Genomic DNA, 23,424 nt, shown 5'->3' with positions numbered 1-23,424 from the left:
TACACCCGATCACCGTCGCGGCGGTCGCCCGGCGGCGGCTCCCCCGAGTCGGGTGATCCGCGGCCGGGCGAACCCCGTGGCGAGAGTGAGGTCACCGGACCACGACGACCGCGCTCCCCTTCCTGCTGTCGGTCCGGCCGAAGGCGACGATCCGAAGACGGTCCCGACGGGACGCTCGTGCGGGCACGACGAGCCGGCGGACGACGACCCCGTCGCGCGTGGCTCGTCCGGTGATCGTGGGCGAGCCGGTCAGGCGGATCATGAACTGCTCGCCGCGCCCCAACCCTTGGACCCTGACGCGGATCCGAGCGCCCGGCTCGGCGTTCCTCGGCGCCTGGACCTTCAGCCGGGCCGGCGGGCGGACGACCGTGACCGCCGCAGTCGTCCGGGTGGTGCCGGAGGCGCCGGTGGCGTGCAGCCGGAAGCGGTGCAGCCCGAAGCGGGTGAGCCGGACCGCGATCCGTCCGCGCGCCGGGACGGGCGACTTCCCGAACCGCTTCCGGAGAAGCTCACCCATCACACCGGTGCCGCGCAGGTCGAGATCGTCGCCGTGACCGCTGGCGCTCCAGACGACGGTGAACCGCGTCCCGGACAGGACGGTGGGCGTGCCGTCCGGGACCTTCCCCGCCGACCGCGGAACGCTCACGCGCAGGCTCAGCCGGGGTGCCGCGTACGAGGCCACGGCGACCGTGGCCCCCGACCGCGCGACCGCATCGACGAAGCCAGCCCTGGACGCGGTCACCTCGACGCTCACCCGCCGGCCGACCTGAGCCGCGGTGAGGGTCAGTCGCTGCCCGACGGCGCCGGCGATGACGGCGTCGCCGGCGTACCAGCGGTAGCTGAGCGAGTCCGGCGCCGGGTCGGGCGTGCCCGCCGACGCGGTCAGGACCTGACCGACGCGGGCGGTGCCGACGATGCTCGCGACCGGCTCGGTCGCGAAGGTGGCGCGCTCGACCGGTGCGGTGGGGTCCGACTCGTCGGTGACGTCGACGTATCCGTCTCGCCGGGCGGTCACGGTGACGGTGACCGTCCTGCCGACCATCGCCGGGGTCACGGTGAGGCTGTCGGTGCCGTCGCCGACCGGGTCGCCGCCGGCCTGCCAGGCGTAGCCGAACGACGTCGCCGCCGGGCTGGTCGTCCCTGTGGTCGCGGTCAGCGTGGCGCCCACGACCGGGGTCCCGGTGATGCCTGGGGTGGGTCCGGTGACGAACACGGCGCGGGCGACCTCGTCGGTGGGATCGGACTCGTCGGAGGCGTCGACGTAGCCGTCGAGCTCGGCGGTCACGGTGACGGTGATGGTCTTCCCGACCATGCCGGGGGTCACGACGAGAGTGTCGGTGTCGGTGCCGACCGGGTCGCCGTCGGCCCGCCAGGCGTAGCCGAAGGACGTCGCCACCGGGTCGGTGGCTCCGGTGGTGGCCGTGAGGGTCTCGCCGACCCGCGCGGTGCCGGTGATCGACGCGGCCGGGCCGGTGGAGAACGTCGCGCGGTCGACCTCGGCGGTCGGGGCCGACTCGTCGGCGGCGTCGACGTACCCGTCACGCACGGCGGTCACGGTCACGGTCACGGTCCTGCCGACCATGCCGGGGGTCACGACGAGGGTGTCGGCGTTGGTGCCGACGGGGTCCTCGCCCGCCTTCCAGGCGAAGTCGTACGACGTGGCCGTGGGGCTGGTGGTCCCCGTGGTCGCGGTCAGCGTGGCGCCCACGACCGGGGTGCCGGTGATGCCCGCGGTGGGACCGGTGACGAACGCCGCGCGCGCGACCTCGGCAGTGGCGTCCGACTCGTCGGCGGCGTCGACGTACCCGTCACGCTGCGCGGTCACGGTCACGGTGATCGTCTTGCCCACCATCGCCGGCGTGACGGCCAACATGCCGGCGTTGGTGCCGACGGTCGCTCCGTCGGCCTCCCACGCGTAGCCGAACGACGTGGCCGCGGGGCTGGTGATGCCCGTGCTCGCAGTCAGCGTGGCGCCCACGACCGGGGTTCCGGTGATCGACGCGGTCGGACCCGTGCCGAACGTGCCGCGCGCGACCTCGGCAGTGGCGTCCGACTCGTCGGAGGCGTCGACGTACCCGTCACGCTGCGCTGTCACGGTCACGGTCACCGACTTGCCCACCATCGCCGGCGTGACAGCCAGCGTGGCGGCGTTGGTGCCGACCGCGTCGCCATCGGCCTCCCACGCGTAGCCGAACGACGTCGCCGCGGGACTGGTCGTCCCAGTAGCCGCCGTCAGCGTCTCGCCCACCCGGGCGGTACCCGTGATCGACGCGACCGGGCCGGTGGAGAACGTGCCGCGCGCGACCTCAGCGGTCGGGTCGGACTCGTCGGTCGCGTCGACGTACCCGTCACGCACGGCGGTCACGGTGACCGTCACCGTCTTGCCGACCATCGCCGGCGTGACGGCCAGCGTGGAGGTGTCGCCGCCGACGGCCTCGCCGTCGGCCTCCCACGCGTAGCCGAAGGAGTTCGCTGCCGGAACGGTCGTCCCGGTAGCGGCCGTCAGGGTCTCGCCGACGCGGGCGGTGCCGGTGATCGACGCGGTCGGGCCGGTGGAGAACGTGCCGCGCGCGACCTCGGCAGTCGGGTCCGACTCGTCGATCGCGTCGACGTACCCGTCACGCTGCGCGGTCACGGTCACGGTGATCGCCTTGCCGACCATCGCCGGAGTGACGGCGAGGGTGGCGGCGTCGGTGCCGACGGCGTCTCCGTCAGCGGCCCAGGCGTAGCTGAACGACGTCGCCGCAGGACTGGTCGTCCCGGTCGCAGCGGTCAGGGTCTCACCGACCCGGGCGGTACCGGTGATCGACGCGACCGGCCCGGTGCTGAACGTGCCGCGCGCGACCTCAGCCGTGGGGTCGGACTCGTCGCTGGCGTCGACGTAGCCGTCACGCTCGGCGGTGACGGTCACGGTGATGGTCTTGCCGACCATCGCCGAAGTGACGTCCAGGGTGGAGGTGTCGCCGCCGACCGCGTCACCGTCGGCTCGCCAGGCGTAGCCGTACGAGGTCGCCGCGGGACTGGTATTCCCGGTCACGGCGGTCAGCGTCTCACCGACCCGGGCGGTGCCGGTGATCGACGCGGCCGGGCCGGTGGAGAACGTGCCGCGCGCGACCTCGGCGGTCGGGTCGGACTCGTCGGTCGCGTCGACATGCCCGTCACGCTGCGCGGTCACCGTGACGGTGATCGACTTGCCCACCATGCCCGGGGTCACGGCCAGCGAGGCGGCGTTGGTGCCGACCGCGTCGCCATCGGCCGCCCACGCATAGCCGAACGACGTCGCCGCGGGACTGGTCGTCCCGGTCGTGGCAGTCAGCGTGGCGCCCACGGCCGGCGTGCCGACGATGGCGGCCGTGGGGCCGGTGAGGAAGGTCCCGGCGACCACGGGGCCGCGAGCGGGCGAGATCTCGCTCCCGTCGGCGTACTCCGCGTTGGAGGCAGTCACGGTGACCGAGATGTCGGCGTCGAGGTCGTCGGCGACGAGGACGTACGTCGCGGCGGTCGCGCCGTCGATCGGTGCGCCGTCACGGCGCCACTGGTAGGAGAGCTCCTCGGCGACCGGCACCGTGGTGCCGGGGTCGGCGGTCAGGGTCTGCCCGACGGCGAGGGTGCCACCGATGGACGGCGCCGTCGTGAAGGCGACCGGGCTCGCGACGACGGCGGCCGTGTCCGCCGAGTCGACCGACGTGGTCTGGTACTCCGCCCGGCTGCCGGTGACCCGGACCGCGAGGACCGCATCGACCAGGTCAGGGGTGACGGTGAGGGTCGCGTCGGTCGCACCGTCGATCACGGTGCCGTCGGCCAGCCACTGGTAGGCCAGCTGCACCGGCGCCGGGCCCCAGGCACCGGCCGAGGCGGTCAGCACGTCGCCGACCGCCGGCGTGGTGTCGTCGATGGTGGGGATCGCCGTGGTCAGGGTGCCGCGGGCGGCCTGGACCGAGAACGTCGTCGAGTCGCTGTCGGCCGCGGAGTCGATCACTGTCACGGTGACGTCGGCGGCGGCACGCGCGGCGGACGGCGTGCCGCTGATCAGACCGCTCGGGCTGAGCGACACGCCTCCCGGCAGTTGCCCGCCGGTGACCGAGAAGGTGTACGGCGCCACGCCGCCGCTCGCCGTCAGGGCAAACGGGGTGATCGGCGACCCGACGGTGAAGCCGAGCGCCGACACGTCGACGAGCGTGAGCGGGCTGGCCCCGCCGGTGACCTCGACCGAGAAGGTCGAGTAGACCGGGTCGCCGTTGCCGTCGGTGGCGCGGACGGTGACGTCCTCGGCGGCCCGCGCGACGGTCGGCGTACCGCTGATCTGGCCGCTCGACGCCCCGAGCGTGAGGCCGTCCGGGAGCGAGCCGGAGCTGACCGCGTAGGTGTACGGCGCCAGGCCGCCCGCGGCGGTCAGCGTGAAGGGCGCGATGGCGGTGTCGACCGGGAACGACTTCGCGCCCGGCTCGGTCAGGGTGATCGCGCCGTTGGTGCTGGACCCGCGGGGCGAGCGGGTGCCCACCACGAAGTCGAGGCTGTTGTTGTCGGTGTCGATGCCGTTGGTGCGGCGCAGCGATCCACCGGCCGCCGGGTGGTACGGCGCGGCCGCCGTCTCGGGCTTGTTGCCGGTGCCCCACGCGACCAGGTCGACCTTCAGCGGGTCGAGGTACGGATCGGTCACCGTCCCGGTCGTGCCGGTGAGGAGGACGTGGCCGCCGGCCGTCGTGGAGGCCGAGATGTCGAAGCTGTAGGAGGAGTCGCGCGGCGCGGTGCCGCTGTAGTTCTGACCGGCGGCGAGCCAGTAGCCGTGCGGCTCGACCACGAAGGTCGTGATCGGCCCCTGCCCGCTGAACTGGGTGCCCGTGGCCGACTTGTACAAGATCCGGCCGGTGAACTCGATCCGCTCCGACGTGGGGTTGTAGAGCTCGACGTACTCGTCGGTGGCAGCGACGCCCGTGCCGTTGCCGCCCGAGACCTCGTTGATGACCAGGTGCGTCCCCTCGTCGGCGGCGAGCGCCGGCGCGGGAGCGGCGGCGAACTGCAGACCGGTGACGACCAGCGTGAGGCCGAGGACGGCCAGCACGTGGACGCGCACGATGACGAGGGCGCGAGACATCAAGGTGACTCCTGGTGGTCGGGAACGAGCGACGGAGTTAAAGAGGGCATCCGAACGCTGGTGTTATCGGCCTTCGCCTGCGGCACCTTGGCGAAATCTGTGAACGGGACGCCCGCCCATCCGGGCTCGGACCCAGGCGCTGCGACGTCACGGAGGTCCGAAACGTCACAACTGAGCGTTGGCGCGCATCAGCACGGATGCCAGACCTTGCCGCCCGGTTCGTAGCATCGCGGTCCGTTGTACCCGCCCCCCGAGCCACTCGAGCCGGACGACGAGCTGGACGAAGGGCCGGAGCGCGACGAGTGGTACCCACTCCAGAACTCCGCAGCCTCCTCTCGCAGTCGGACGCGCTCCGCCCGCTCCTTGCGGCGCATCTTGCCCTTCAGCTCGCGCATTCGGCGTGACTCGGTGACGGCCGATCTGGTGCTCGTCGCGAGGCGACTCATCATCGCGGACAGCGTCTGCGAGGAGTACGCCAGCAGCCGGAGGTCCTGGTGCGCCTGCTGAGCGAACCTCTCGGTCGCCCTCGCGGTCTGGACGGCCGCGACGAGAGCGGCGAGAAGATACCCGGCTCCCTCGGACGTGGTGGGTTCGCCGTGATCGGTTGCCTCTGCCAGTTCTTCCGCAGCCTTGGCGTACATGGCCGCGAACGTGCAGTCCTCAGAGTCCTCGAACAGTCCCCGCCCACGCTCCATCGCGTCGTTCCGCGCCGCGAGCATCTCGGGCGGGATGTCCGAATCTTCGGCGTCGGGAACCGCGAGGCCCTCGGCGACGAGGTCGGTCGCGAGGTCCTTCTCGTACATCCAGTCGACGGCGACGACGTCCCCGTGGCTGTCGTCGCGGCCCACGACGGCGAACGTCATACGTTGGCCTCCGGCGCGGGCCTCGGTCGCCTCCTGTGCGTCCTGAGCAAGACACTCGTCTCCGGTGGGGACGACGACCCCACCGAGCCGTACGGTTCTCTCTTCGCCATCGACGTCCAGCACGAGCGTGTCGGCCGCCACGACATCCAGGACGGTGGCGTCGAATTCCCCTCGACCGCCGTCACCGTCCGCGGTGGAGCAGCCACTCAAGAGCAGGGCGACTGTCAGAACGGGGACCAGGCGACGAGCAGCAGACACGGTGCGCATGGTGCCCGATCCCGACGACGGCACCTCTACCGGGCTGTGCCGCGCTGCGCCGCCCCCTGATCGAGCACTACATCTGGGTAGTTACATCCACGTCATTCCCGTATATAGTGGTACCTGCAACTGGTTCGGCGGCTCATCCAGGGTCGTCGTCGCAAGAGGGAACCCGGTGAGATTCCGGGACTGCCCCGCAGCGGTAAGTGGGAACGACCTCCGTCTCCTGGATCGACAGGAAGCACTGGGACCACCGATCAAGGTCCTGGGAAGCGACGGACAGTAGGACCGGAGCAGCGCTCCACCGCCCACGAGTCCGAAGACCTGCCAGTGCTCACCTTGACGGGTGGGTTCCGCGACCTCGAGGGAAGGTCAGGGGATCAGGTGCTCTGCCGACCGCACACAGGTCCAGGCAGCGTCAGCGTCCTCACCGTTCCTCGTCCGCGGAAGCGTCCGCTTCCCAGATCGACACCTCCGAACGGACGGGCCGGGTCGGCCCGCAGACGAAGGACTGACGCCATGATCGACACCACGGGTCTGCCGATCCGAACAGAGAAGTCCGCCTACGTCTTCGACTACCCGATGGCCGAGGACCTGGCGAAGAAGCAGCGCAGCATCTTCTGGACCGCCGAGGAGATCCCGGTCGAGAACGACAAGCAGGACTTCCTCGTCAACATGACCACCGCCGAGCAGTCGGCGGTGAAGACCACCTTGAAGCTGTTCACGATCTACGAGCTGATCCTCGGCGGCGAGGTCTGGGGCGACCGCCTCTTCCATGCCTTCCCCCGCCCCGAGATCCAGATGATGACCAACGCGTTCTCGTTCGCCGAGCTCAACATGCACGCGCCGTTCTACGCCAAGCTCAACCAGGCGCTGATGATCGACACCGAGGAGTTCTACGACTCCTACAAGAACGACCCCGTGCTGGCCGAGCGCATCCAGTTCGTGTGGGACGCCATCGCCGAGGACGACCTGCTGTACGCGCTGAGCGTGTTCACGCTCATGGAGAACTGCGTCCTCTACTCCAGCTTCGCCTTCCTCAAGCACTTCCAGTCCGGGGGGAAGAACCTGCTGCAGAACGTCATCAGCGGGATCAACTTCTCCGCACGCGACGAGAACCTGCACGCGACCGGCGGCGCGTGGTTGTTCAACACCTCCTTGGAGGAGTACCGGGCGACCGTTCCCGCGGACAAGTACGAGGCCGAGCGCGACGACCTGTTCGCGCGGGTCCGGGCGGTGGCCGAGTACGTCTATACCCACGAGGAACGCATCGTGGAGTTGCTGTTCGCCGACGGGCCGATCCCGGGCATCGCGCAGGGCGACCTCGAGACGTTCGTGAAGTCCCGGGTCGACATGACGCTCGACAACATGGGGATCGAGCCCCTCTTCGAGGTCGGTGACAACCCGATCGCCGAGTGGTTCTACAGCGGCATCAACGGCACCCAGTTCCACGACTTCTTCCAGGTCACCGGCAACGAGTACAACCGCACCATCGGCGAGACGGAGTTCGAGTTCTGATGACGAACAGCAACTGGGAGGCACTCTCCGCCGAGCGCAAGACCCTCCAGGCCGAGGGCACCGTCCCGGGCTTCATGACCACCGCCGGCTACGCGATGTTCAAGGCGAAGTACACCGTCGCCGAGCAGAGCGTCCGCGAGCGCTACGCGACCATCGCCTCCACCGCTGGAGTGCTGGCCGACGAGATGTACCCCCGCGAGGACGGGGTCGGATGGTCCGCCCACTTCTTCGACGCCATCTGGAACGGCTGGCTGTCGCCGTCCACCCCGGTCCTGGCCAACCTCGGCACCGATCGCGGTCTCCCGGTCTCCTGCGAAGGGTCCTACGTCGAGGACTCGGTCTGGGGCTTCTACGAGACGCTGAAGGAAGCCGCGATCCTGTCCCAGAACGGCTTCGGCACCTCCGCCTACCTCGGCGACATCCGCCCGCGGGGCTCGCGGTTCTCCGACAACGGCAAGGCCAACGGCGTCGTCCCGGTCTTCGGCAACTTCGTCGAGATGACCAACCAGATCAGCCAGGGCGCCACCCGCCGCGGCTCGTGGGCCGGTTACCTCCCGGTGGATCACCCGGACTTCTTCGAGCTCGCCGACCTGATCTACCGCGAACCTGCCAACAAGAACGTCGGCTGGATCTTCACCCAGGCCTTCATCGACCGGATGCTCGCGGGCGACAAGGACGCCCTCGAGCGCTACCAACGAGTGCTGAAGATCCGCGTCGTCCTGGGCAAGGGCTACATCTGGAAGGTGGACACGGTCAACGAGGCCCAGACCGAGTCGTACCGGGCCAACGGCCTGCGGAACAAGGCATCCAACCTGTGCTCCGAGATCACGCTGTTCAGCGACGAGGAGCACTCCTACACCTGCGTGCTGTCCTCGCTGAACCTGTCGACCTACGACGACTGGAAGGACCAGGACGTCCCCTACGTCGCCACGGTCTTCCTCGACTCGGTCGCCGAGGCGTTCCTCCGGAAGGCCCGCTCGATCCGCGGTCTCGAACGCACCGTCCGCTACACCGAGAAGGCCCGCAGCCTCGGGCTCGGCGTCATGGGCTACCACGATTACCTGCAGAAGCAGCGGGTGCCGTTCGAGTCCGACAAGGCCGCCGCGCTCAACAAGGACATCTTCGAGCACATCTCCACCCGCGCCGACGCAGCCTCCCGCTGGATGGCGGAGCAGGCCGGGACTCCGGAGTGGTGCGTCGGACGCCGCAACTCCCACCTGATGGCGATCGCTCCCACGATGAGCACGGCCGTAATCGTCGGCGGTACGAGCCAGGGCATCGAGCCGTACGTCGCGAACGTGTGGAACCAGACCACCTCGGCCGGCGAGATGCCCCGCGCCAACCAGAATCTCGTCGAGCTCATGAAGGAGCGCGGCGTCTACGACCAGGCCCACATCGACGACATCGTCGACCACGGCGGCTCGGTGCAGCATGTCGCCTGGCTCGACGACCACGAGAAGGACGTCTTCAAGACCGGCTACGAGATCGACCAGGAGATCCTGCTCGACCGAGCGGCGGACCGACAGGTCTTCATCGACCAGTCGCAGTCGTTGAACCTGTTCTTCCCCGCAGATGCTTCCCCGCAGTACATCAGCAAGATCCACAAGAAGGCTCTGCTCGATCCGAACATCAAGAGCCTCTACTACCTCCGCTCGCGCGCCGGCATCCAGGCAAGCAAGCAGAAGTAGCGGATCGTCACGTCCACATCACGGCAAGGAGAAACGACAGTGCACGAGTCCACCATCACCGCCGACATCGACAACCTCACCTGGGACGACTGGAGTCCCGCAGACGTCTGCGCCATCGAGAACGGCCCCGACTGCGCAGCCTGCGAGGGCTAGCTCGCTACCAGCCCGCACGGGAGCCCCGTGGCCACAACGCCACGGGGCTCCTGCCGTCACCACCGTGTAGCCGCGAAGAATCAGACGGTCAATGACCTGCTGGCGCTCAGGCCACCGTGGACCGAGTCTTCCTCCCGAAAGGCCCCGAGACGAGGAGGACGCACTATCTGTCTCTCATCGCTAGCGACAGTGACGAGTGGAGCGTGCGTCTCAGGTTCAAGAACGCGCTTCGAGCGAACCCGGCTGCCGTTATCTCGTCGTCCGTCAGCCCGGCATCGCGCCGCGATTCCCGCGTCTTGGGCACTTCGCCGGAGTGGCCGATGTCTGCCGCCAGCAGGCGAGCCCAGGACATGCAGAGAGAACGCCACCAGAACTGAAGCAGCGATATCGGCGCGATTGTCCAACGACCCACAGCGAGCCAAACATCACCTGCTTCGGGGGAAGTCGTCTCATCGCCCGCGTCCGACCGTGAAGGCATCCGTGTACTCGGGGAGGCGGTATGCGCAAGGGTGACTCGGGCCGGCGTGCCAGTCGCGTCAGCGGTGGCATCGTGCTCGCGATGGTGCTGCTGGCATCGCTGATCGGCCCTGCGGGGGCGATCTACATCCCGGGACCCGGACCCGGCGGGCCGGGAGACATCCTGACCGATGTGGTGATCAGCGGCGGGACGAACGTCTCGACGGTCTCCGGTGCGCTCGGCCCCGTCGGCAACCCGCCCGGCCCCTATCCGGCAACCGGTGCGTCGGTCGAGACGGTGTCCCCGCAGCTGATCACCATCGTCGACACCGCCACCGGGACGTCCGGCCAGGCCTACTGCATCGACTTCAGCACCGAGACCAGCAATGGGGTGGGGTATCGCAGCGGCGCGTGGGATGAGGCGAACGTCCCGAACATCGCCTACATCAACTACATCCTGACCAACTACTTCCCGTTCGACACCAGCAACCCGATCAGTGGGCTCACGACGACCCAGCAGGTCGCAGCGGTGCAGACGGCGATCTGGTACTTCAGCGACGGCTTCGTCCTGGCGACAGCCACGAATGCGGTGGTCCGCAACGCCACGACCGCGGTGGTCGCGGATGCCTTGGCGAACAGCGGCATCCCCGAGCCGGACGCTCCGACCCTCACCGTGACACCGGACACCCTCGAAGCGCCCGCCACCGGAGAGCTCGTGGGGCCGTTCACCGTCGGCGGCAACGTCACCGGTCGCATCGACCTCACTCCGGGGACCGATGTCTTCTTCGACCCGGCAGGAACGCAGCCCGTGACGGTCACCGACCCGATTCCACCCGGGACCCGGCTCTGGGCACGACATGTGAGCTCGCCCCTCCCTGTTCTCGGGTTCCGGGTCACCGCCATCGCGACGGTCCCGCACGGAACGGTCTACCTGTTCGACCCACGAAGCGACCCGACCCGTACGGCGGCGCAGAAGCTCGTCCTCGCCCAGAACGCGAGCCTCCCGATCCGTGCCGGCGCCTACATCACGCCGTACCCGGCTGGTGAGATCCAGCTGACGAAGACCATCGCCGGGCCGGGCGCCGGGCGCCAGGGCGTCGTCACGCTCTCGGTCGCCTGCGACCCTGCGCCCGCACCGGGCATCGCAACCACCCTGACCCTGCCCGCCGGCAGCCCTCCGGGCGACCACGTGCTCACTCTGGCCGGGCTACGCGCCGGCTCCGTCTGCAACGTCACCGAGACCACCGACGGCGCCAACGGCGCCGTGGACCTCACCTCGACCGCGATCACCCCCGCCTCGGTCACCGTCGCCGAGAACCAGGTGGCGCAGGTACGGGCCACCAACTCCTATGACCTGGCCGACACCGCCGCGCCCCTCGGTACGCCGCGCCTGCGCAGCATCGTCTCGGACCGCCGCGTGACGCCGGGCCGGGCGTTCCATGACCGGATCCGCGTCCGCGGGCTCCGAGGTCCCGGCGGCACCACCGCCGTCGCACGGCTCTATGGGCCGTTCCGCTCCAGAGCAGCCGCGACCTGCGACCGCGCCTCGCAGGCGCGTCGCGTGACGATGCGGGTCCGCAACGGCTGGAGCCGGACCCCCTCGGTCGAGGTCCATGCACCGGGCGTGTACACGTGGCGCGTCACGCTGCGCGCCAACGCCGCCAACCACGCGGCGACCCATCCCTGCGGCCAGGCCAGCGAGACCGTCGTGGTCGCCAAGCAGCCCTACCTCGCACCGATCATCAGCGGCGGGTTCTCGGGGGTGCTCGGATCGCTCGAGCGAGAGCGCCGCGCCACGGTCAACGTCACGATGCCCGCGATCGGCCTGGACGCGCAGGTCCGCGAGGAAGGCATCCGGCACGGCAGGATGACCCTCCCCAGCGACGTGGGTGAGGTCGGCTGGTTGCGGAGATCAGCCGCGCCGGGCGACAAGATCGGCACGGCTGTCATCGGTGGGCACGTCTCGGACTGGCACGACAACCCTGGCGCACTCCATCGCCTGAACCGCGCTCGCGTCGGGCAGATCCTCTCCGTCACCAGAGGCGGAGCGCGCTACCGCTTCAAGGTCGTCGACACCCAGACCTACGACCGCGAGCGCCGCCTGCCCCAGCGCCACTTCGCCACGACCGGCAAGCACCGGCTGGTGCTGATCAGCTGCACCGACCGGGTCGTCTACCCCAACGGACGCTTCCACTACACGCGCTACCTCGTGGTCACGGCCACGCGGGTACGTCGATGACGACACCCCCGCCGGCGCTGCCGCACTCACCAGGGTGACCGCCCAGGTGACTTGAGCGATCAAGGCCGGTCTCCGTGAACGGAGACCGGCCTCTGAACTGCTGCTTCTCGGTCGGGCTGACAGGATTTGAACCTGCGACCCCTTGGAGGAACTTGGGGGGTTATCAGCGACTACCGAAAAGCACGGTGAAGAACGGATCTTCCTTATTTAGAGCGGGTCTGACGTTCACCCGCTCTGCGAGTGTATCCGACTGGATCGGAGAGATCACGATCGTTTGTGGACACTAAATGGACGCATTCTGAAGCTACGCCTGTCGCTGGCGGAGCTCGTCGGACCACTCGGCGAAGAACGTCCTGGCGAGCGGCCGCCGGTGTTGGTCGAGCGGGATCTCGTCGTCGTCGAACCTGCCGAGCGTGCCGATCATCTGGGCGAGCACCTCCAGGTCGAACCCGGCATCCAGGGTCTGCGCCTCCTCGATGAGTGCCTGCCTGCCGAAGCGGTCGGCCAGGACGTAGACGTCGGCGAAGTCGCGCGCCTCGGCGCGACCGAAGAGCGCCAGCAGCTTGCGCCCCGCCAGTTCGAGGGGCGCCATGGTGGGTCCGAGCACCGTCATTGTCGGTCGTTCGTGGGGTGGCGAGTCCACGGCCAGGTCCACCAACGTCTCCTCCCCCTCCCGGGAGACGACCAGCCGACAGAACGTCGGCGCCTCCTGGACGACGAGCACCTCGTGGCCCTGCTCCCCCAGCGCGGCTTGCAGTGCCCGCGAAGCAGCCGAGACCGATGTCGTCGGCGCCGCTGCGAACAAGTCGATGTCCTCGGTCGGGCGCGCGATCAGGTCCGACGCCACGAGCGCAGCACCGCCCGCCACGAGGAAGCCGGCTGCCTCCTCGAGCCCGAAGAAGATCGCTGCCACCGCGACCTGCAGCGCCGACAGCCCTCCCGAGCGCTCCATCAGGCCACCCGCGACCCGGACGCCCCGGTGACCACGCCCTGCCAGGCTGAGCGAATCGCCCGCGGCAGCACGAGCTCATCCCACAGGTCTACCAGCAACACCCCGTCGATGTACGACGCAACGTCGTCCGACCCACCCTCGCGCAGGACGATCTCGTACACCCGCGCCCGCTGCCGACGATTGCGCAGGTCGAAACGCCGACCGCGATCGGACCAGTTCAGGTGCAGCGGCAACTCCACCACCGCGAGCGCACGCTCCACCGGCAACCTCGGCAAGACCGTCGGCACGAGGATCGGACGTCCGCGGTCCACTGCCACCTCACGAAACTCGATCCGCGGTGTCACGGTCAGCTCGAAGCCCGCCGCCGCCACGATCCGTGCCGCCGTCTGTAGCGTCGGCGACTTGCGCCCATGCTCGTAAGCCGACAACGTCGGACGCGACGTCCCGGCGGCCGCCGCGAGGGCGGCCTGCGACAAGCCCGCCGCTCGACGGGCCTGCTGGAGAATCGTCGCGGCATCCATGCCACCAAGGTATTCGATCAGATACCTACCGGCCAACCCGCCGCTGCCCCTCCCTCGGCGCCGACATGGTGCCTCAAATTCTGCGCTGGGAACCGGCCGCTTGTTGGCGCGGGTCCAAGTTCGACTCTTCTACAGTCGATGGCCCAGTTCGCCGGGTTGGGCTATACCCGCAGGCAGAACGGGTGGCCGGCTGGATCGCGGAGAACCCGGGATTGGTCCGGGCTCGGCTGCTCGACCTCCTTGGACGCGCCGAGACGCAACGCATCCTTCTCAGCGTCGTCGAGGCTCGCGACGGAGAGGTCGAGGTGGAGCTGCTGCGAGCGTTCGGCGGACGGCCAGGTGGGCGGCTGGTAGCCCTCGACGCGGACGGCGCCGAGGAAGAGCGAGTCGACTCTGATGGCACAGAAGTCGGGTGTCTCGACGACGACCTCGCCGCCCAGGAGGGAGGCCCAGAAGCCGGCCAGGGCGGCGGGGTCGGAGCACTCGAGGTTGATCGAGGCGATGCGGGCGACCGGCATGATTCTCCTGGTGTCTTAGATGGCGTGGGCGTGGGTGTCGAGGAGGCTGCGGTCGCCGTCGAAGCCGTGGTCGAGAGCGGCGGCCACGTCTTCGTGCGGGGCGCCGAGGCGGACCGCACTGACCTCATCGAGGCGCTGGTACTGCTCCTCGCCCAGGTCCAGGTCGAGGGACCGGAGGTAGGCCTCGAGATGCTCCGGGGTCCGGGGGCCGACGATCGGAATCATCGGAGTGGACGCCAGGGTGGCGCGGCGGCGCAGCCAGGCCAGGGACACCTGAACTGGGCTGGTACCGAGGTCCTCGGCGACAGCCAAGACGGCGTCGAGCACCGCGGTTCGTCGGGCGTCGCCCTCGACGTCCGTTCTCCGTGCGCTGAGTCGGCCCTGCTCGCCGTGGCGGTACTTGCCGGTCAGCAGGCCACCGGCGAGTGGCGAGTAAAGCAGCACTCCCAGCCCGTGCGCCTGGGCCATGGGCAGCAGTTCCCGCTCGGCGGACCGCTCGACCAGGCTGTACTCGGTCTGGATGCCGACCACAGGTGCGAGGCCGCGCAGGTCGGCCCGGGTGGCGGCGCTGGCCACGCGCCAGGCCGGAAAGTTCGACAGGCCGCCGTGCAGGATCTTGCCGGCACGGATCAGGTCGTCGAAGCCGGCCAGGATCTCGGCGACGGGGGTGGTGCCGTCGGGGAAGTGCGGCATGAACACGTCGACGTAGTCGGTGCCGAGCCGGCGCAGGCTCTGCTCCAGGGACCAGATCATGGTCTTGCGGCTGTTGCCGGTCGTGCCCGGCCGAGGGTCGGCGTCCCGGGTCCCGCTGTACTTGGTGATCACTACGAAGTCATCGCGCTGCGGGCCGAGCAGTCCGCCGAGGACGGTCTCGGCCTCGCCGCCCTGGTAGATGTTCGAGACGTCGAATGTGGTGCCACCGGCCGCGACGTACGCCTCGAAGATTTGGCGTGATCCCTCCAGTCGGGCACTGGAGCCTGCGAAGCCGAAGTTGGCGGTGCCGAGGACGTACTCGGAGACCCGGAGGCCGGTACGCGTTCCGAAGGTCTGATAGCGCATGAGGAGCTCCTGACGATCCGTGACGGGTAGAGTCACGACGGTACATTTAAAACGAAGGGTCGTTCTATTTTATGCCGAAGGTCACCCAGGAGCACCTCGACGCGCGACGGCAGCAGATCGTGGACGCCGCGCGCGCCCGCTTCGCCAGCCACGGGTTCGCTCGAACGTCCATGTCCGATTTGGTGACCGCGTCAGGGCTCTCGACCGGGGCGATCTACCGCTACTTCTCGAGCAAGGACGAGATCGTTACCGCCATCTGCGAGGAGTCGTCCGGCGACGTGTTCCCGACCGAGCTGACGTTCGAGTCCGTCCAGGCCATGCTGGAACGCATCCGAACCAGAGCCCGCAAGCACGACCACGCTCGGCTGGTCGCCCAGGTATACGCCGAGGCCGCACTCACGCCCCCGCTCGCGGCCATCGTCGAGCGGCAGCTAGCCGGCCTACGATCCGCCGTAGCCAGCCTGCTGGACGAGCGCACGGACGATGATGCCGCGCGGATCGCCGAGGCCTTCGTCGCGGTCTGTGTGGGCTACAGCCAGCAGCTCGCCGTTCGAGGCGACCTCGACCCCTCACCTTTCACCACGGGACTCATGGCGATCCTGGAGCAGTAGGTCGACCCGCCACAAGCAGCTCCTGCTGTCCCAGCACTTCCAACGAACCGGCCTACCGTCCTTGTCCACCGCCGAGCATCGGGGATGGGAAGCGAACAGCCCGATAGGTGTGCACTCCCCCACGCCCGACGCCCAGGTAGGGCGTTGCTGCATCCCGCCGCACAATCTCCGGGCCTGCTTCTACTGATGCACCTCGCGGGGCAGGTCCCTGGTGGAGGCCAAGGAGAACAGGGCGAGGAATGCCGCGGCAAGAAGTCCGGACTTGAGCGCCAGGAGCTGTGCGGACTCGTAATCGTCGACGAGCGCCTCGGTGGTCGGCTCGTCCAGGCCTGCCTCCTGTGCAGCGGCGCCGATCTGGTCGGCGGAGACGAAATCGATGCCGGACCCGACAGCCACACCGACCTGTTCGGAGACTGCACTGCTGACCCGCTCGTCGGCGGAGATGTTGTTGACGAACTGGGTGGTGAGGCTCGACAGCACGATCGCCCCGAGCAGGGCGACACCCAACGATGAGCCCAGCTGCTGGCCGGTGAACTGCAGTCCCCCGGCTTCGCCACGGCCCGAGGCGTCGACCGAGGACTGCACGACGTTGCCGAGTTGCGAGGCGATCAACCCCATCCCCACGCCGAGGACCGCCATCGACCAGGCGAAGCTCGAGTTGTCCAGCTCCGGCTCGATGGTGGCCAGGAGCATGACGGCTGCGATCAAGCTGGTCGCCAGTCCGGCCCGGACGATCGAGCGGATCGGGTAGCGGCTCGACAGCCGTGACCCGGCGGCCGAGGCGAGGAACATGGTGATGGAGACGGGGAGCATCTTGAGGCCGGTCTCCAGGGCATCGAGTCCGATCACCAGCTGCAGGTACAGCGGAATCGTGAAGAAGACGCCCATCAGGATCAGGTTCTGGCTGAACAGGCCGAACAGGCCGGAGCGCAGCGGAGCGATCTTCAGCAGTGCCAGGTGCACCAACGGGTCGCGTCGACTGCTCTCGCGGCGGTTCTGCCACCTCGTGAACGCCCACAGCAGGAGCGCCCCGGTTCCGATGACGAAGACGGTCGGCGAGAACCCGAACGGGTCGACCGGGGAGTTGTCCTTGGGCCTGACCCAGCCCCAGGTGCTCGACTGGAGGACTCCGAGCACGATGAGGCCCAGTCCCGAGGCCGAGAGCAGGGTGCCTCCGATGTCGAGCCTCGGTGCCGGGCCGGTCGACACGGCGTCGACGACCTTCGGGGTCATGACCAGGATCACGGCCACCAACGCCACCTCGCCGGCGAAGATGATCCGCCACGAGTACTCCGTCGTCGCCCAACCGCCCAAGATCGGTCCGACGGCGATGCCTGCCCCGGCGACCCCGCCGATCACGGCGTACGCCACCTTGCGCGAGGCGCCTTCGAAGTTGCCCGCGATGAGCGCCACCATCGCCGGCAGGACGAGCGCGGCGCCGAGCCCTTCCAGGATCGACCAGCCCAGGGTCAGGAGCGCCACGGACGGCGCCAGCGCGGTCATCGCCGATCCGCAGGCGTAGACGACCAGGCCGATGACGAACGTCCTTCGCCGGCCGATGATGTCGCCGATCTTGCCGCCGGTGAGCATGAACATCGCCATCACCAGGCAGTACAGCGTGATCACCGCCTGGATCGTGGTCACGGTCGTGTCGAAGTCGGCGACCAGTGCACTGATCGAGACATTCATCGCCGACTGGTCCAGCACCATGACGAACTGGGCGATAGCCAAGGCGACCAGTGGCAACCAGTTCGTCCTGGGTGCTGCGCCGGACTGTGTCTCCTGTGAATCGCCCATGGTCACGGTTGCTCACCTTCACGATGCGTTCGGCTCCTTCGGACGTCGCCTCGCCCTAGGTGACCTCGGCGCGCCCCCTGCGCCGACGCTGAGGCGACCGGCCCAGTCCTGCAGGGCGGGGCGCCGCCTCGTAGGTCAATCCGCAGCATCGGCCGCGCGGCGAGGCGCCCGTCCGATCGAGAGTGAGCGCATCTTCCAGCCGCTCTTGTGGCGCCGGGTCGGTCATCGCCTCTTCGGCGGGTCCATGCAGCGAGAGGCACGTAGGCGGCCCTGGCGTCCGCCCGCCTCGGCGCGCAGCACGTCGAGTACGACGTCACTCGCTGGCCGACAACATGGACCGCGAACGTCAGACTTGTCATGGGCACCGCCTGGCTGAGGCATCTGTCTCACTGCACCGTTGCAGGATCAGGCCGCCGCCGCGTCACCCATTGCGGGCAGTCTGCCGGTGAGTGGCTCGGGCCTGCCAAGAGTCCCGCGGTCTCGTTGGCCCACGGGAACAGGAGGGCGCTTGTCAGCGAGGTGCTGGACGGGCCAGGTGTTGGTGCACATTGAGGCCAGCCACCTCTGCCATACCGACATCCACGCCGCGCACGGAGACTGGCCGGTCAAACCGACCCCGCCGTTCGTTCCCGGCCACGAGGGCGTCGGCATTGTCGAGGCGCTCGGGGGCGGCGTCACCCATCGTGGTCAACGACGCCGTCGATGACGTGCTGGCAGGTCGAGCTCAGGCGCGGTAGTCCGCCGCGCCCCTGGCGCCGGATGGACTGGTGAAGTCGTCGGCCCGAGGGAGAGGGGGTGGACGGGACATTGACGCAATGACATCGACCACCTAGCGCATGACGCTCGAGTCTGCGCGCGATGCGGGCAAGCGGGTACTAGGCGCCTGCCGACACTCGCCACGGGTGATGGTCACTCGCCACTGGTGACGGCTGCGTCCCGATCCCTACCCAGGGGTCGGGGCGTCACCGTCCAACCGGGCAGTGGTTCGCCAGCCAACCCCGGGTTACGTGCACCCGTCTCTGCGTCGGTCACCGACATCGCGCCAACACGACTGGCGACAACCCCACCAGCGTCGGACTCTCTAGAGCGCGGCCAGAACGACCAGTGGCCCCCGCGGTGGTTCCGTGGGGGCCACAGTCGTCCCTTCCTCCGCGCCACACTCGACCGCGGCGTCCCGGTGCGTGACGGGGACGGTCGGTGCACCCTGCGTCGGAAGAGACGTCCCGAGACGTCTCCCGGGCGCCCGGACGACGCCTTGCTCCTGCAAGCGTCCGGTGTTCCTGACCACATCGAAGCTCGCCGAGGGTCGGGGTGATTAGAGGCGAAAGACCCCCATCGGCGTACCGGATGCCCTCGGACCGCGACCTGAGGATCAGTCCGCCCCCGTCGCCTCGGGGCCGAAAGTCCCGCTCGGCGAACGACTCGCGACCCTGCCGACACCACCTCCTTGTCGGCAGATTGGAGGTTCAACCGAACGAGGGAGCGCAGTCATGAAGGCAGCCGTCGTCACCAGCTTCGCCGAGCCGCTGCAGATCCAGGATCGTCCTGTCCCCGAACCGGGGACAGGACAGTTGCTGGTGCGCATCGAGGCGAGCGGACTGTGCCACACCGACATCCATGCGGCCCACGGTGACTGGCCCGTCAAGCCCACCCCACCCTTCGTTCCGGGCCATGAGGGTGTCGGCGTGGTCGAGGCCGTCGGAGCCGGGGTCAACCATCGCCTCGTCGGCGATCGCGTCGCCCTGCCGTGGCTCGGCCGCGCCTGTGGCCACTGCGAGTACTGCGTGCGCGGCTGGGAGACACTCTGCGGCGAGCAACAGAACACGGGCTACTCCATCGACGGAGGCTTCGCGGAGTACGCCGTGGCCGACGCGACGTACGCCGTCCCGGTTCCGGCCGGCGTCAGTCCCGTGGACGCCGCACCGCTGACGTGCGCGGGCCTGACGACGTACAAGGCGGTCAAGGTGGCCGGGATCCGCCCGACCGAGCGAGTGGCCGTCTTCGGCATCGGCGGCTTGGGCCACCTGGCCGTGCAGTACGCCAAGATCGTCGGGGGCACGGTAATCGCCGTGGACGTCGAGGACTCGAAGCTCGAGATGGCGAGCGATCTCGGAGCGGACCACGTCATCAACGCCGGGAAGGTCGACCCGTTGCAGGCCGTCGAAGCGCTCGGCGGCGCAGACGTTGCCATCGTCCTGGCCGTCGTGCCCCACGTCTTCGAGACCGCCTTCGCGGCGCTCCGCCGCGGTGGCCGGCTGGTCTGCGTCGGTCTCCCCCCGGAGTCCGACGGACCGATGGCTCTCCCGATCTTTCCCACCGTCTTGAAGGGGATCTCGGTGATCGGCTCGATCGTGGGAACCAGGCAGGACCTCGCCGAGGTGTTCGAGCTCCATGCACGCGGTCGTACCCGGGTGATCGCGGAGACCCGCAAACTGGACGAGGTCAACGACGCCATCGGCGACGTCCTGGCCGGGCGAACGCCGGCCCGGATCGTCTTCGAGATCTGACGTCGCCGATTCCTTCCCGACGCCTCCGTTGGCGTCGCCGTGACGTCATCGGCAGGACGTACCAGCGCTATGCACCCGGCCCACGTCGCACCTCGGTCCCATGTGCCCGATGGGTCGGCGTGCCGTGACGTCCGGAGGGAGGGCATGACGGGCGGGCAGACCGACCCGGACGCGCGACGGGATGAACTCGACCGGACACCGAGAGCCCGCCAGGACGGCCCGCGCCGTGGCGCCCAGGTCGCCACTCGACGGTCCGATGATCAGCACCGACGCGAGGCGACTCGCCGCCACCAGTGCCTCGGCCGATCCGGCGTCGACGACGGCCAGCTCGACGCTGACGTGCGGATGGCAGGCCCGCAACGGCGCGACCATGCGTGTCAAGGCCGAGTACGTCGTCCTCACCCAGTCCCCGGCCCGTAGACGAGTTCGCGCCGCCGGATCGTGCTCCGGGTCTCGGGTGTGCAGCAGGCGGATCGGCACCCGAAGATGGTCCGCCTCGTCGAAGGCTCGGCTCAGAGCGTCCGCGCAGCGACCCAGGTCGCTGACGCCCACGACGACCGGTCCCGGGTCCGCAGGGACACCCCAGCGATTAGGCACGATCGCCACGGTGCAGCGGGCTCTTGCCGGCAACGCCGCGATGAGAGAGTCGTCGAGCACGCGTCGTGCCCCGCCTCCCGATCCCTGGCCGACGACGAGCAACTGTGCCGAGGCCGACACTTCGGCCAGGGCCGCCAGCAGCGACTCGCGATGGAGTCGGGCGCCCGGCGGGGTGGCTGCCTGCGGGGTGACGTACACGAGACGGACTGGTGCTGCGCATCTCGTCGCCCGCGACGCCGCGAAGTGGAGCGCTCCGGCGCCGAACGGGCTGTCGTCGACGGCGACGGTCACGGGACGGACGGCCGAGTGGGCGGCGCTCTCCCCTCCTGTCAGGTGGGACGGCCGGTCGTTCGGGCCGTGCCCGTCACACGCCGTCATCCGACTCGACCGCCCGACGCGACGCGGTGCCGGCCTGCTCGAGCGCCGTCGGCGTTCCGGGTCTGGCGGAACTCCCAGAGCGGTCGGGAGGGCACCACGATCACGGGGCAGCAGGCTCGTTCGACGAGTGCACGGGTCAGGCCGTGGGGGCGCCCCCAGAAGGCCGGCCCCTTCCCGCGCGTGGTGACGACCAGGTCGCTCGGTTGAAGACTGCTCAGGACCTCGTGGGCGGTGGGGCCGGGGATGACGACGACATCGCATCGCAGATCTGGGTGGTTGCTGAGCCACGGTCCGAGTGCCGACTCCAGCTGTCGGGTGAGGCTCTCCTCCCCGGCCTCCCCCATCGGCGCGGGCACACCGGACCTGTCACTGCACGTCTCCCAGAACACGAGTCGGGCATCGCAGCAAGCGGCCGCGGAGATGGCGATCTCGGCCAGCTCGGGAAGTTGCGCCACGTCCGTGATCACCACGAGAACCCGGGTTCTCGGCCGCGACCGCTCGACCTTCGGTCCGGGGACCGGGACCACCTCGACCGCGCTCCAGGCTCGTGCCGCCACGTTGGCGGTGACGGCCCCTCTCACCATCTTCGTCGGGGCCGAGTCCTCACTGCCCAGCAGGACGAGATCCGCCGACCGCGAGGCACGGACGAGCGTCGTCACCACCGGCCCCTGCTCCATCGTGGTCAGCACCCTGGTCTCCGGATGGAGCGAGAGCGCCAGGTTGTAGGCCTTCCGCAGGGGCGAGTGGTCGAACGCGTGGTCGTCCTGGGCCGCCCGACGGGCATTGCTGTGCTCAGGGTCGTCGACGTGCAGCAACGTCGTCGAGACACTGCGGCACATCGACTCCTGGACGGCGTGGCGGACGATGACGGCGTCTCGCGGCCACTCGCCGATGGCGGCGACGACACCAGCCGATCGCGTGGATTCTTCGCGTAGGCCGAGCCGACCGGTCGATGGCTCCGTGGCGGCACCCCCTACCGCAGGGCCGGCCATTGTCGTACCCACGTGGTGCCGGACCACCAGCGGCCGAAGCCCCAGGTGTCACCGGAGTAGGTCAGCATGAGGACGACCATGCTGATGGCGCCGAGGAGGTGCTCATCCAGGACCGGATTGTTGTAGGGAGGCAGGAAGACCGACCACATGAGGACGTAGAGGACCGCGCCGGCCACGCCGGCGATGCGCATCCCGACTCCCAGGGTCAGGGCGAGTCCGATCCCCAGCAGTCCCAGCATGAACAGCCAGTCGGCCCAGGCGTCGCCGGCGATCGAGTGGTAGAAGTCCTCGAAGGGTCCGTCGGAGCCGTAGCGGAGGAACCCCTCCGTCGGGCTGCCGCCGTTGATCCATGCGGCGTCGCCGAAGCGGTCAAGGTTCCCCTGCTGGTCGTAGCCCGTGTGGTAACCGAGTGCCAGCAGCTTGTCGAAGAACGCCCAGAGGAAGGTCAGGCCGAAGGCGATCCGCAGGACGGCGAGGGCGCGTACTGCCGCGCGTGTCAGGATGCGCTCCGGGACGGCGTCAGCCGCCGTTGGTCCCGGTGCTCCTCGGTGAGGGATGGTGGTCATGGGACTCGTCTCCTCTCGCTAGCGGTCCATGGTCATCGGCTTCAGTCCACACGTCATCGCGTTCGAGCGGCAGCAACCAAAGGCCCGACCTGCCGGGGCCATGTGACCCCCGCGGCTCAGGCTCGACGACGACCTGCTCGTGGGAGGTAGGTCCCGCGGCGGGCGCCGAGTGTTCCTGCGGGCGGCACGGGACGTAGACGACGGAGTGCGACGACGATGCTCCACGACCCAAGTGCAGGTAGCACTCCCACGAGCGCCCGTTCTCCTCGAGGTGCCGGGTCGCCAACCACCGGCGAACTGCGCTGCGGGCCTCAGCCATCTCGTCGTAGCCGCCGACGACCAGGAACGCGGCCGCGAGTCCCCCCGGCAGCCGCCCCCGGGCGTACCGGGCGGTGAGACTCAGGGGTGCGTCGATCGGGAAGCCGACCTCGACGTCGAACCCGTCGCCGGTGGGGACGTACCGGCCGAACGGCAGCCCGACGATCTTCCGTCCGTAGCCGCCCAGGTCGTCAGCCATGGTGGCGAGTGCCCGCTCTACGTATGACGTTAGGCCGTCACGGGACACGCGAGCCCGGACGACCGCGGTGACCTGTGGCGCCAGCTCGATCAAGGTCGGCGTGACACTCTGCGCGGACTGAGTCATGTCGCCCACCTCC

The 23,424-nt window shown here is 69.3% G+C and carries 17 protein-coding genes and 1 riboswitch; of the genes, 6 read left to right on the top strand and 11 right to left on the bottom strand.

What is annotated here, in order from left to right; translation table 11 throughout:
* Window positions 1–91: 91 nt before the first annotated feature.
* Together VMF51_RS02220 and VMF51_RS02215 are read right to left on the bottom strand one after the other, a co-directional pair.
* The gene (locus VMF51_RS02220) at window positions 92–5,095 is read right to left on the bottom strand and encodes a beta strand repeat-containing protein (protein WP_325472750.1); all 5,004 of its coding nucleotides are present in this window, start codon (window positions 5,093–5,095) and stop codon (window positions 92–94) included.
* Window positions 5,096–5,283: 188 nt separating this feature from the next.
* A complete protein-coding gene (locus tag VMF51_RS02215) occupies window positions 5,284–6,216 on the bottom strand; it encodes a thermonuclease family protein (RefSeq protein WP_325472749.1) in 933 nt (310 codons plus the stop codon).
* 112 nt (window positions 6,217–6,328) lie between these two features.
* Window positions 6,329–6,562, top strand: a riboswitch (cobalamin riboswitch).
* A gap of 173 nt (window positions 6,563–6,735) precedes the next feature.
* Here VMF51_RS02215 and VMF51_RS02210 point away from each other — a divergent pair.
* The 3 genes from VMF51_RS02210 (at window position 6,736) to VMF51_RS02200 (ending at window position 12,270) form a co-directional block, all read left to right on the top strand.
* On the top strand, window positions 6,736–7,734 hold the full coding sequence (locus tag VMF51_RS02210; RefSeq protein ID WP_325472748.1) for a ribonucleotide-diphosphate reductase subunit beta: 999 nt from the start codon (window positions 6,736–6,738) through the stop codon (window positions 7,732–7,734).
* Complete coding sequence (locus tag VMF51_RS02205; protein WP_325472747.1) at window positions 7,734–9,422, top strand: ribonucleotide reductase N-terminal alpha domain-containing protein; 1,689 nt, start codon at window positions 7,734–7,736, stop codon at window positions 9,420–9,422. The genes VMF51_RS02210 and VMF51_RS02205 overlap by 1 nt, the downstream gene beginning before the upstream one ends.
* 652 nt (window positions 9,423–10,074) lie before the next feature.
* Window positions 10,075–12,270, top strand: coding sequence for a DUF5979 domain-containing protein (locus tag VMF51_RS02200; protein ID WP_325472746.1), 2,196 nt, complete (start codon window positions 10,075–10,077; stop codon window positions 12,268–12,270).
* Between the two features lie 304 nt (window positions 12,271–12,574).
* Here VMF51_RS02200 and VMF51_RS02195 read toward each other — a convergent pair whose 3' ends face one another.
* The 4 genes from VMF51_RS02195 to VMF51_RS02180 all read right to left on the bottom strand — a co-directional run bounded on the left by VMF51_RS02195 (window position 12,575) and on the right by VMF51_RS02180 (window position 15,320).
* On the bottom strand, window positions 12,575–13,222 hold the full coding sequence (locus tag VMF51_RS02195; RefSeq protein WP_325472745.1) for a nucleotidyl transferase AbiEii/AbiGii toxin family protein: 648 nt from the start codon (window positions 13,220–13,222) through the stop codon (window positions 12,575–12,577).
* Entirely contained in the window at window positions 13,222–13,743 is a 522-nt protein-coding gene (locus tag VMF51_RS02190; protein ID WP_325472744.1) for a helix-turn-helix domain-containing protein, read from the bottom strand. The genes VMF51_RS02195 and VMF51_RS02190 overlap by 1 nt, the downstream gene beginning before the upstream one ends.
* 161 nt (window positions 13,744–13,904) lie before the next feature.
* Window positions 13,905–14,261 carry a VOC family protein gene (locus tag VMF51_RS02185; RefSeq protein ID WP_325472743.1) on the bottom strand — a complete coding sequence of 119 codons (357 nt, stop codon included), beginning with the start codon at window positions 14,259–14,261 and terminating at the stop codon, window positions 13,905–13,907.
* Window positions 14,262–14,276: 15 nt separating this feature from the next.
* Entirely contained in the window at window positions 14,277–15,320 is a 1,044-nt protein-coding gene (locus VMF51_RS02180) for an aldo/keto reductase (RefSeq protein WP_325472742.1), read from the bottom strand.
* A gap of 71 nt (window positions 15,321–15,391) precedes the next feature.
* Between VMF51_RS02180 and VMF51_RS02175 the strand changes: the two genes are divergently transcribed.
* Window positions 15,392–15,931, top strand: coding sequence for a TetR/AcrR family transcriptional regulator (locus tag VMF51_RS02175; protein ID WP_325472741.1), 540 nt, complete (start codon window positions 15,392–15,394; stop codon window positions 15,929–15,931).
* Between the two features lie 180 nt (window positions 15,932–16,111).
* On the opposite strand, the gene VMF51_RS02170 is transcribed toward VMF51_RS02175, so the two are convergent.
* Window positions 16,112–17,662 (bottom strand): MFS transporter, encoded by a 1,551-nt coding sequence (locus tag VMF51_RS02170; protein ID WP_325472740.1) that lies wholly within the window; start codon window positions 17,660–17,662, stop codon window positions 16,112–16,114.
* 511 nt (window positions 17,663–18,173) lie between these two features.
* Between VMF51_RS02170 and VMF51_RS02165 the strand changes: the two genes are divergently transcribed.
* Both VMF51_RS02165 and adhP read left to right on the top strand, forming a co-directional pair.
* Complete coding sequence (locus VMF51_RS02165) at window positions 18,174–18,434, top strand: alcohol dehydrogenase catalytic domain-containing protein (RefSeq protein ID WP_325472999.1); 261 nt, start codon at window positions 18,174–18,176, stop codon at window positions 18,432–18,434.
* 784 nt (window positions 18,435–19,218) lie between these two features.
* Complete coding sequence (gene adhP / locus VMF51_RS02160) at window positions 19,219–20,235, top strand: alcohol dehydrogenase AdhP (RefSeq protein WP_325472739.1); 1,017 nt, start codon at window positions 19,219–19,221, stop codon at window positions 20,233–20,235.
* A gap of 45 nt (window positions 20,236–20,280) precedes the next feature.
* Here adhP and VMF51_RS02155 read toward each other — a convergent pair whose 3' ends face one another.
* From VMF51_RS02155 to VMF51_RS02140, 4 genes are all read right to left on the bottom strand, one after another.
* Window positions 20,281–21,123 carry a universal stress protein gene (locus tag VMF51_RS02155; RefSeq protein WP_325472738.1) on the bottom strand — a complete coding sequence of 281 codons (843 nt, stop codon included), beginning with the start codon at window positions 21,121–21,123 and terminating at the stop codon, window positions 20,281–20,283.
* Window positions 21,124–21,206: 83 nt separating this feature from the next.
* Window positions 21,207–22,202 carry a universal stress protein gene (locus tag VMF51_RS02150; protein WP_325472737.1) on the bottom strand — a complete coding sequence of 332 codons (996 nt, stop codon included), beginning with the start codon at window positions 22,200–22,202 and terminating at the stop codon, window positions 21,207–21,209.
* Entirely contained in the window at window positions 22,184–22,768 is a 585-nt protein-coding gene (locus VMF51_RS02145; protein ID WP_325472736.1) for a hypothetical protein, read from the bottom strand. Before VMF51_RS02145 ends, VMF51_RS02150 begins: the two co-directional genes overlap by 19 nt.
* Window positions 22,722–23,411, bottom strand: coding sequence for a GyrI-like domain-containing protein (locus tag VMF51_RS02140; RefSeq protein ID WP_325472735.1), 690 nt, complete (start codon window positions 23,409–23,411; stop codon window positions 22,722–22,724). Before VMF51_RS02140 ends, VMF51_RS02145 begins: the two co-directional genes overlap by 47 nt.
* Window positions 23,412–23,424: the final 13 nt, after the last annotated feature.

The sequence above is a fragment of the Nocardioides sp. genome (assembly GCF_035503875.1).
Taxonomy (GTDB): domain Bacteria; phylum Actinomycetota; class Actinomycetes; order Propionibacteriales; family Nocardioidaceae; genus Nocardioides.
Note: the sequence above shows the minus strand (reverse complement) of the source record. Positions and strands in the feature narration are given on the sequence as shown.

What these genes read in the sequence shown, in the direction of transcription:
- VMF51_RS02195 (WP_325472745.1), bottom strand. Translation starts at nt 13,222, where the DNA reads ATGGAGCGCTCGGGAGGGCTGTCGGCGCTGCAGGTCGCGGTGGCAGCG.
- VMF51_RS02145 (WP_325472736.1), bottom strand. Translation starts at nt 22,768, where the DNA reads ATGACCACCATCCCTCACCGAGGAGCACCGGGACCAACGGCGGCTGAC.
- VMF51_RS02175 (WP_325472741.1), top strand. Translation starts at nt 15,392, where the DNA reads ATGCCGAAGGTCACCCAGGAGCACCTCGACGCGCGACGGCAGCAGATC.
- VMF51_RS02205 (WP_325472747.1), top strand. Translation starts at nt 7,734, where the DNA reads ATGACGAACAGCAACTGGGAGGCACTCTCCGCCGAGCGCAAGACCCTC.
- VMF51_RS02190 (WP_325472744.1), bottom strand. Translation starts at nt 13,743, where the DNA reads ATGGATGCCGCGACGATTCTCCAGCAGGCCCGTCGAGCGGCGGGCTTG.
- VMF51_RS02185 (WP_325472743.1), bottom strand. Translation starts at nt 14,261, where the DNA reads ATGCCGGTCGCCCGCATCGCCTCGATCAACCTCGAGTGCTCCGACCCC.
- VMF51_RS02140 (WP_325472735.1), bottom strand. Translation starts at nt 23,411, where the DNA reads ATGACTCAGTCCGCGCAGAGTGTCACGCCGACCTTGATCGAGCTGGCG.
- VMF51_RS02150 (WP_325472737.1), bottom strand. Translation starts at nt 22,202, where the DNA reads ATGGCCGGCCCTGCGGTAGGGGGTGCCGCCACGGAGCCATCGACCGGT.
- VMF51_RS02220 (WP_325472750.1), bottom strand. Translation starts at nt 5,095, where the DNA reads ATGTCTCGCGCCCTCGTCATCGTGCGCGTCCACGTGCTGGCCGTCCTC.
- VMF51_RS02200 (WP_325472746.1), top strand. Translation starts at nt 10,075, where the DNA reads ATGCGCAAGGGTGACTCGGGCCGGCGTGCCAGTCGCGTCAGCGGTGGC.
- VMF51_RS02180 (WP_325472742.1), bottom strand. Translation starts at nt 15,320, where the DNA reads ATGCGCTATCAGACCTTCGGAACGCGTACCGGCCTCCGGGTCTCCGAG.
- adhP (WP_325472739.1), top strand. Translation starts at nt 19,219, where the DNA reads ATGAAGGCAGCCGTCGTCACCAGCTTCGCCGAGCCGCTGCAGATCCAG.
- VMF51_RS02210 (WP_325472748.1), top strand. Translation starts at nt 6,736, where the DNA reads ATGATCGACACCACGGGTCTGCCGATCCGAACAGAGAAGTCCGCCTAC.